We start from the raw sequence: 6,670 nt of genomic DNA, 5'->3' as shown, positions 1-6,670 counted from the left end.
TCCAGCCCCCGGAGCACCCACCCCCGGAGCCGCCCCCGGCCCCCCACCCTCCCGAGAGCCACCCTCCCGAAAGCCCCCCTCCCGAAAGCCCCCCTCCCGAGAGCCCTCCCCCACAGAAGACCCCCGCAAAGCCCGCTCCAAATCCCGCAGAGCCTGCCCCACCAACCGGGTCCCCGCCCTCACCACATCCCGCTGGACCCCCGCCGGCGCCCCCGCCAACCCCTCTTCCAACCACACCTGGGCGTCCCGCACCGCCCCGAACTCCACCGTCCGCCCCGTCAGCATCGCCCCCGCCGCGAGCGCGGTCGCCAGCCGCAGCTCCTCCGCGTACGCCCCCGCCCCCGGCACCGGCTCCGCGTCTCCCGCCGGCAGGTGGGCCTCCAGCAGCACCGCCGCCCGCCCGAGGGCGCCGACCGCCGCCCGGGCCCGGTCGATCTGGCGCCGGCTCACCCCGGCCAGCCCGGATTCGTGCCGCCCCGGTTCGGCGTCGGCCCGCTGCATCGCCTGGAACAGTTCGGAGCGCGCCTCCCGGGAGTCCAGCAGCGCGCTGCGCACCACCCGCCCGCGCGGCGCCGCCGGCTCCTCGTAGCAGGCGATCACCGCCGCCGCGTACCGTCCGGCGGCCGCCAGCCATTCGGCGAGCCGTTCGCCGAGCCGGGCGGTCTGCCAGGTCGGGAAGAGCGCGTACGTGACGAGTGCGATCGATCCGCCGAGCAGGGTGAGCCCGACCCGTTCGAAGGCCGTCACCAGCGGGTTCCCCTCCTGCAGTCCGAGCAGGAACACCACGTACGTGGAGATCCCGACCGTGGTGAGCGCGTACCCGGTGCGGAACGCCAGGTACGACCCGCCGATGCAGAGCACCGCCAGCGCGGCCAGCACCCATTGCCCGGGGTGGGCGAGCTGCACCACGAGCGTCGAGACGGCGACGCCGACCACCGTTCCGGCCAGCCGGGCGACGCCCCGGCTGTAGGTCTGGGCGAAGTCCGGCCGCATCACCATCGCGGCGGTCATCGGCGCCCAGTACCCGTGGTGGAATCCGGCGAGCCGGGCCAGCAGGTAGGCGACGGTGACCACTCCGGCGAGCCGGACGGCGTGCTGGAAGATCGCCGAGCGCGGGTGCAGCTGCCGCCGCACGGCCCGTGCCGCGACCGGCAGCATCCGGGCGATGGTGGGCTTGCGCAGCGCCCCGCCGGCCCCGACGACGGGGGTGGTGATGGTGTCCTCGTCGTTGCGGTCCAGGGTGTCCGCGGCCTTCCGCAGCAGCCCGCCGAGCCGCCGGGCGGAGCGCCGGGCCGCGCCCTGGAGCCGCGGCCCGTCGTCGGAGCCGACCAGAGTGAGCGAGGGCGCGGAGCGGGGGAGCCGGACGGGGTCGCCGGTGCGGATCGCCCGGGCGAGGGCGTCCATGACCTCGGCGGCGGCGGCCAGCACTTCCCGGGCCCGGTCCCGTCCCGGCCCTTCCTCGGGGGCGCCCACCTTGGGGTCGGCGAGTGCGGCGAGGGTGGGCCGGATGCGCTCGGCGATGCCGCGCAGTCCGCGCAGCTCGGGTGGCCGGTGGCGGTCCTGCCAGGGGGTGAGGGCGGCGGCGTGGCGGGCCGTCATGAACGGCTCCGGGTCGACGTGCGCGGTCGGGTCCTGTCGCAACCGGCGGGCGTAGTCGGCGAGTTCGGCGTAGGTGTCGGCGAGGGCCTCCCGTTGGGCGGTCCAGCTGCCGATCGGCCAGACGGTGATGACGATGGCCTGGGCGACTCCGCCCAGGGCGGCGACGAGCCCGTGGCCGAGCGCGGTGACCGTGCTGACCGGGAGTTGCACGACGATCAGCATCACCGAGACGGTGTTGGTGGCGACCACTCCGGCGGTGGGCCCGATCGCCCAGGCCAGTCCGGCGCCGAAGGCCCACACCGCGAGCAGCACCGGGAACAGCCCGGGGACGCCGGCGGCCAGGTAGCCGAGGAAGGTGCTGATGCCCAGTCCGGCGCCGGCGGCGACGGCGAGGCTGGCCCGGGGCCGGAAGCTGCGCTGGAAGGTGGCCGAGCCGGCGATGAACGCGCCCATCGCGGCCGAGGTGGCGAGCGCGACCCCGCCGAGCGCGAGGGTGGGGAAGAGCACCAGCGCCACCGCGACGGCCCCGCGCACCGCCCGCTTGGGGTCGGTGAGCGCCCGGTCCAGGGTGAGCCCGGTCCGCGCGGTGTCACGAAGTGCGGCGAACCAGGACATAGCGACATCCTAGGCCGGATACCTCCGCCGGATCCGGCTCAGCCGCGCCGCCGCCCACAGCAGTGCCCCGGTCGGCAGGAACACCGCGTCCGCCGCGATCATCGCGAGCGAGAAGACCGGCAGCCCGAGCACGACCGCGATCCCCGCGTGCTCCAGCATCATGACGGCCAGCAGGCCGTTCTTGACCCGCCGGTTGAGCAGCGTGAACGGGAACGCCACCTGGAGGATCACGGTGCCGTAGGAGATCAGGAAGACCGGCAGCAGCGCCGAGCCGACCAGCGCGGACAGCCCCGGCCAGGGCGTGAAGTAGTCCAGGTGCAGCGGGTAGTACAGCGCGGTGCCGTCCTGCCAGCGCGTGCCCTGCACCTTGTACCAGCCGGCCGTGGCGTAGATCAGCACCACTTCGACGGCGATCACCAGCATCGCGCAGTTGTGCACCGTGTTCGCCAGCGCGTCGAGCACCGCCCGCGGCTCGCCGTCCGGCCGCAGCCGGCCGAGCGTCCACCAGAGCCCGGCCGCCGTCCAGAGCGCCCAGAACAACGGCGACCAGCCGAGGTACGGGAAGGCCCGGTCGGTCCAGGTCAGGGTGTCCCCGGCGAAGCCGCCGAACTGACAGGCCGCCAGGACGACTCCGAGCACCGCCCAGAGCACCACTCCGGTCCGCCCGGGTACTCGGCGCCGGGCGTCCAGCGACCAGACCTCGGCGCAGCGGGTGAAGACCAGGTAGACCGCCATCAGGTGGACGACGTTGTCACCGCCGTCGCCGAGGAAGACGTCGCGGTTCTGCAGGGACAGCACGGTGACCAGGAACAGCACCGTGCTCGCCCTGGTCCGCCAGCCCAGCAGCACGGCCAGGGCGGCCAGCACGGCCAGGTGGTAGACCAGCTCGAACCAGAGCCGGCCGCCGAACCAGGGCAGCACGGTGAACGCCCCGTTGTCGGCCAGCAGCTGTTCGGCCAGCTCCGCCGACCAGGGGGAGAGGTCGCCGTACAGCACCCGCCGGTGCGGCCACTCGCGCAGCAGGTAGGCCAGCCAGACCAGCCCGAAGCCGATCCGCACCACCGCCGCCTGGTGGCGGCCGAGCGCCCGTCCGGTGAACGCCTCCGCGGCCCGCCCGAGCGGTGCCCGCGGCCCGCGTGCCGCCCCGGACTCCACCGGCCGCGCGGCCCCGGTCTGCCGGGGCACCCCGCCGTCCGGCCCCGCCCCGCCCGGTGCGGCGGCCCGCACCGTCGCCTCGTTCATCCGAGCAGCCCCCGGTAGTCCTCGTCCGTCACCGGCCACCACGGCAGCTCCCGCACCCGGGGCGCCGCCGGCGCGGGCTCGCGGCTCCAGGACGGCGGCGGGACGGTGGCCGCGGTCGACCGGAACTGGATCTCCACGACCCGCCCGCCGTCCGCCTCCCGGCCGATCCGCTGCAGGGCGATCCGCTCGAGGTACTGCTCGGCGAGCCTGCCGCGCGGGGAGGCCGGGGTCTCGTCCTGCGGGTTGTGCGAGCCGTCGTAGAAGTCCCAGGCCCGGCGCAGCAGGTTCTGCTCGACGTGGCTGGGCGCCGGGTTGCCCCGTATCGCGGCGACGTCCTGGGCGGTCAGCCCGATCCAGTCGTGGGTGCGGGTGGACCCGTCGGGCGCGGCGGTGCGGATCCGGGCGTCCACGCTCACGTTCTGCTGGAGCGGGTTGGGCGCGAACAGCTTCCAGTTCTGCTCGAACTCCGGGTACACCACGCCGTCGAGTTCGTTCCGGTACTGCCGGGACACCGAGTTGGCGGGCGCGACGTGCAGAAACACCGCGGCGAGGAACAGCCCGGTGCCGCCGGCCAGCACCGACCCGGCGAAGCCGAGGACCAGCTGCGCGGGCCTGGACCAGGTCCTCCCGGCAGCCGGCCGGTCCGTCGTCTCGGTCATGGCCTCCCCCGACCGGTCGGCGGGCGCCACCGGCCCGGTGCCGGCGCGCTCGCGCGCGCCCATCCTGCCGCACGGCACGGGCGGCGGGTGCCGGGCCGTCAGAGGACGAAGGCCTCCTGGCCGGTGCTGCTCACCATCGGACGGCCCGCACCCTGCCAGGCGTGCATCCCGCCGTCCACGTTCACCGCCTCCCGGCCCTGCTGGACCAGGTACTGGACGACCTGCGCGGAGCGGCCGCCGACCCGGCAGAGCACGTAAAGCTTCTCCTCCGGCAGCTCGCCGAGGCGGGCAATCACCTCGCCGATCGGGATGTGCAGCGCGCCGTCGACGTGGCCGGCGTCCCACTCGTCCTGCTCGCGCACGTCCAGCAGGGCGGCGTCGGCGGGCACGGCGGCGGCGTCGGCGGAGGGGATCTGCGGGAACATCGTGTGGCTCTCCTGGGATTCGCGGGGATGCGTGTCATTGTCGCCCACCGGCGCCGTACTCCGGCCGCCGGAGGCCGTGCCGTCCGCCGGAGCCGGGCCGCCGAGCAGCCGTTCCAGCTCGGTCCGCCGTTCGGCGGCCTTGGCCAGCAATTCCTCGGCGAGCTGTTCCAGCAGGCGGTCCGGGTCCTGCGGGGCCAGGGCGAGCAGCTGGCCCATCGGGGTCTGCTCCAGCCGGACCTGCTCGGTGGCGGTCTCGGTGATCTTGGCGGTCAGCCAGTCCAGCCGGCGGCGCAGCCAGTCCGCGCGGTCGGGCGCGTCGACGGCGGGCGCGGCCTGCGGCGCGGTGGACCACTCGGCGGCCAGGGCCCCCAGAGCGGTCGCGTCCCCGTACGCGTAGGCCTCGTTGACCCGGGCCAGGAAGGCGGCCCGGCGCTGCTGCTCGGCAGGGTCGGTGGTCAGGTCGGGGTGGGCGCGGCGGACCAGCTCGCGGTAGATCCGCTGGGCGTCCTTGCCGGGCCGCACCCGCTCCGGTGCGGCGGGCGGCGGGGCCGCCTCCCCGTCCTGGCCGGACTGCTCCCGCACCGAGTCGAAGAGCGCGTCCAGGTCCGGCAGGTCCTCGACCTGCTGCCGCGCCTCGGCGGCCCGGCGCAGGTCCTCCGGCCGGCCGGTGCGGGCCGCGACGGCCTCGGCGACCAGCGCGTCCAGTTCGTCCAGCCGGGCGTACAGCGGGCCGAGCAGCTGGTGGTGGATCAGCGCGAAGTTGTCGATCTCGACCCGCAGCGTCTGGACGTCCACGTCCATGCTGAGCCAGGCGAGCTCGGCGGCGGCGACCCGCTCCTCCAGTGCCTGCTGCTCCGGGTCCGTCCAGCGGGCGGGGCTCTGCGCGCTCACTTGTCGCCTCTGTCTCGTCCGGCCGGCTGCGTCCTGCGGACCACCCGTACGGGCGGTCCGGCCTGCCACCCTACCGCCGTGGTCGCGGGCCCCGTCCGGGTGAACCGGAGGCACGAACCGGCGTGCGGCACACGACACGCAACCGATCCTGAGGAATCTCCCCGTTTCGGTGTCGAGCCCGGCCCGGTCCGTGCTTCGCTGGTATCCGCACAGCGTGCCTTCCTCCGGAGCGACGGCCGCCCCCGGGCGCGGCGGCCAGGCGGGAGCAGAGCGAATCCATGGTGGCCGAGTCCAACTCCACACCGCGGCCGGCGGGCGACGTAACCGCGCCGGGCGACCACCCGACGGGTGTGGCCGCCCTGGTCCGGCTCGTCCCCGTCCTGGTCGACCGGTCCGGCCGGATCGCCCAGTGGGGCCGGGCCGCCGAGGAACTCTTCGGCCACCGCGCCGAGGTCGCCCACGACCGCCCGGCCTCCGGCCTGCTGCCCGCCCTGGAACCCCGGGCGCGCGAACGCTGCTCCGTCCGCCGCCCCTGCGACGCGTTCGACACCCTCGCCGAGCGGACCTCCGACGGCCGCCCCTGGGCCGGCCGGCTGACCGTCACCGACCGCGAGGAGCACCAGCGCGACGTGCTCTGGTGGGCCTACCCGCTGCCCGGCCCGGCCGGCGGACTGCTGGCGCTGGCCGCCGACGCCCGCCCGCTGCGCTCCACCGGGCCGCGGCTCGCGCTCGGCGAGCGGCTGCTCCCCTTCGCCGCCGCGCCCGGTGCCCGGGGCGGCTTCCACACCCTGACCGCGGCGCTCACCCCGGCCGCTCGGCCGGTGCCCGAGCCACTGGCCCGGCTGCTGCCCGCCGGCCACCGCGCGGCGCTGCTGGCCGCGCTGGACCGGGGCGGACTGCCCGCCCTGCGGCTGGACCCGGCCACCGTGCTGCCGGTGCTGCCCGCCGACGCGCAGACCGGTACGGCGCACGCGGCCGCCGGCCTAGGCCGCCGCTACCCGACGCCCCAGCAGCGCGCCGCCCGGGTCGGCCCGCCGCCGCAGCCCGAACAGGGCGCGCCCGGCCGCCGGCCGCCCGGCCCGCTGCCCGTCCAGCGCGAGGCCGCCGAACGCCCCGCCGCCCCGGCCGCCGTCCCCTCCGCCGTCCGGCCGGTGGCCGCCGTCGCGGGCGCCGCGGCGGGCGGCGGGCCGGCCCGGCCCCCCCCCCCCCCCCGCGGGGGGGGGCCCGACCCCGCCCCCC

At 76.5% G+C, this 6,670-nt stretch carries 4 protein-coding genes and 1 pseudogene; 1 reads left to right on the top strand and 4 read right to left on the bottom strand.

The genetic code is table 11. From position 1 onward, the window contains the following. The 4 genes from ACWGJO_RS40470 to ACWGJO_RS40455 all read right to left on the bottom strand — a co-directional run. A partial coding sequence (locus tag ACWGJO_RS40470) for an FUSC family protein (protein ID WP_452190800.1) occupies positions 1-2,214 on the bottom strand: 2,214 nt, incomplete at its 3' end. Between the two features lie 9 nt (positions 2,215-2,223). Then, positions 2,224-3,456 carry an HTTM domain-containing protein gene (locus tag ACWGJO_RS40465; protein WP_452190798.1) on the bottom strand — a complete coding sequence of 411 codons (1,233 nt, stop codon included), beginning with the start codon at positions 3,454-3,456 and terminating at the stop codon, positions 2,224-2,226. Next, positions 3,453-4,115 (bottom strand): DUF5819 family protein, encoded by a 663-nt coding sequence (locus ACWGJO_RS40460; protein WP_452190796.1) that lies wholly within the window; start codon positions 4,113-4,115, stop codon positions 3,453-3,455. The genes ACWGJO_RS40465 and ACWGJO_RS40460 overlap by 4 nt, the downstream gene beginning before the upstream one ends. Before the next feature lie 98 nt (positions 4,116-4,213). Further along, positions 4,214-5,431, bottom strand: a complete 1,218-nt coding sequence (locus tag ACWGJO_RS40455; protein WP_452190794.1) for a rhodanese-like domain-containing protein — start codon at positions 5,429-5,431, stop codon at positions 4,214-4,216. Positions 5,432-5,709: 278 nt separating this feature from the next. On the opposite strand from ACWGJO_RS40455, the pseudogene ACWGJO_RS40450 reads away from it, so the two are divergent. Continuing rightward, positions 5,710-6,670: pseudogene (locus ACWGJO_RS40450) on the top strand (PAS domain S-box protein); the annotation flags it as partial.

It is taken from the genome of Kitasatospora sp. NPDC054795 (genome assembly GCF_053611565.1).
The sequence above is the reverse complement of the archived record's forward strand: the minus strand, read 5'-3'. Positions and strand labels throughout refer to the sequence as shown.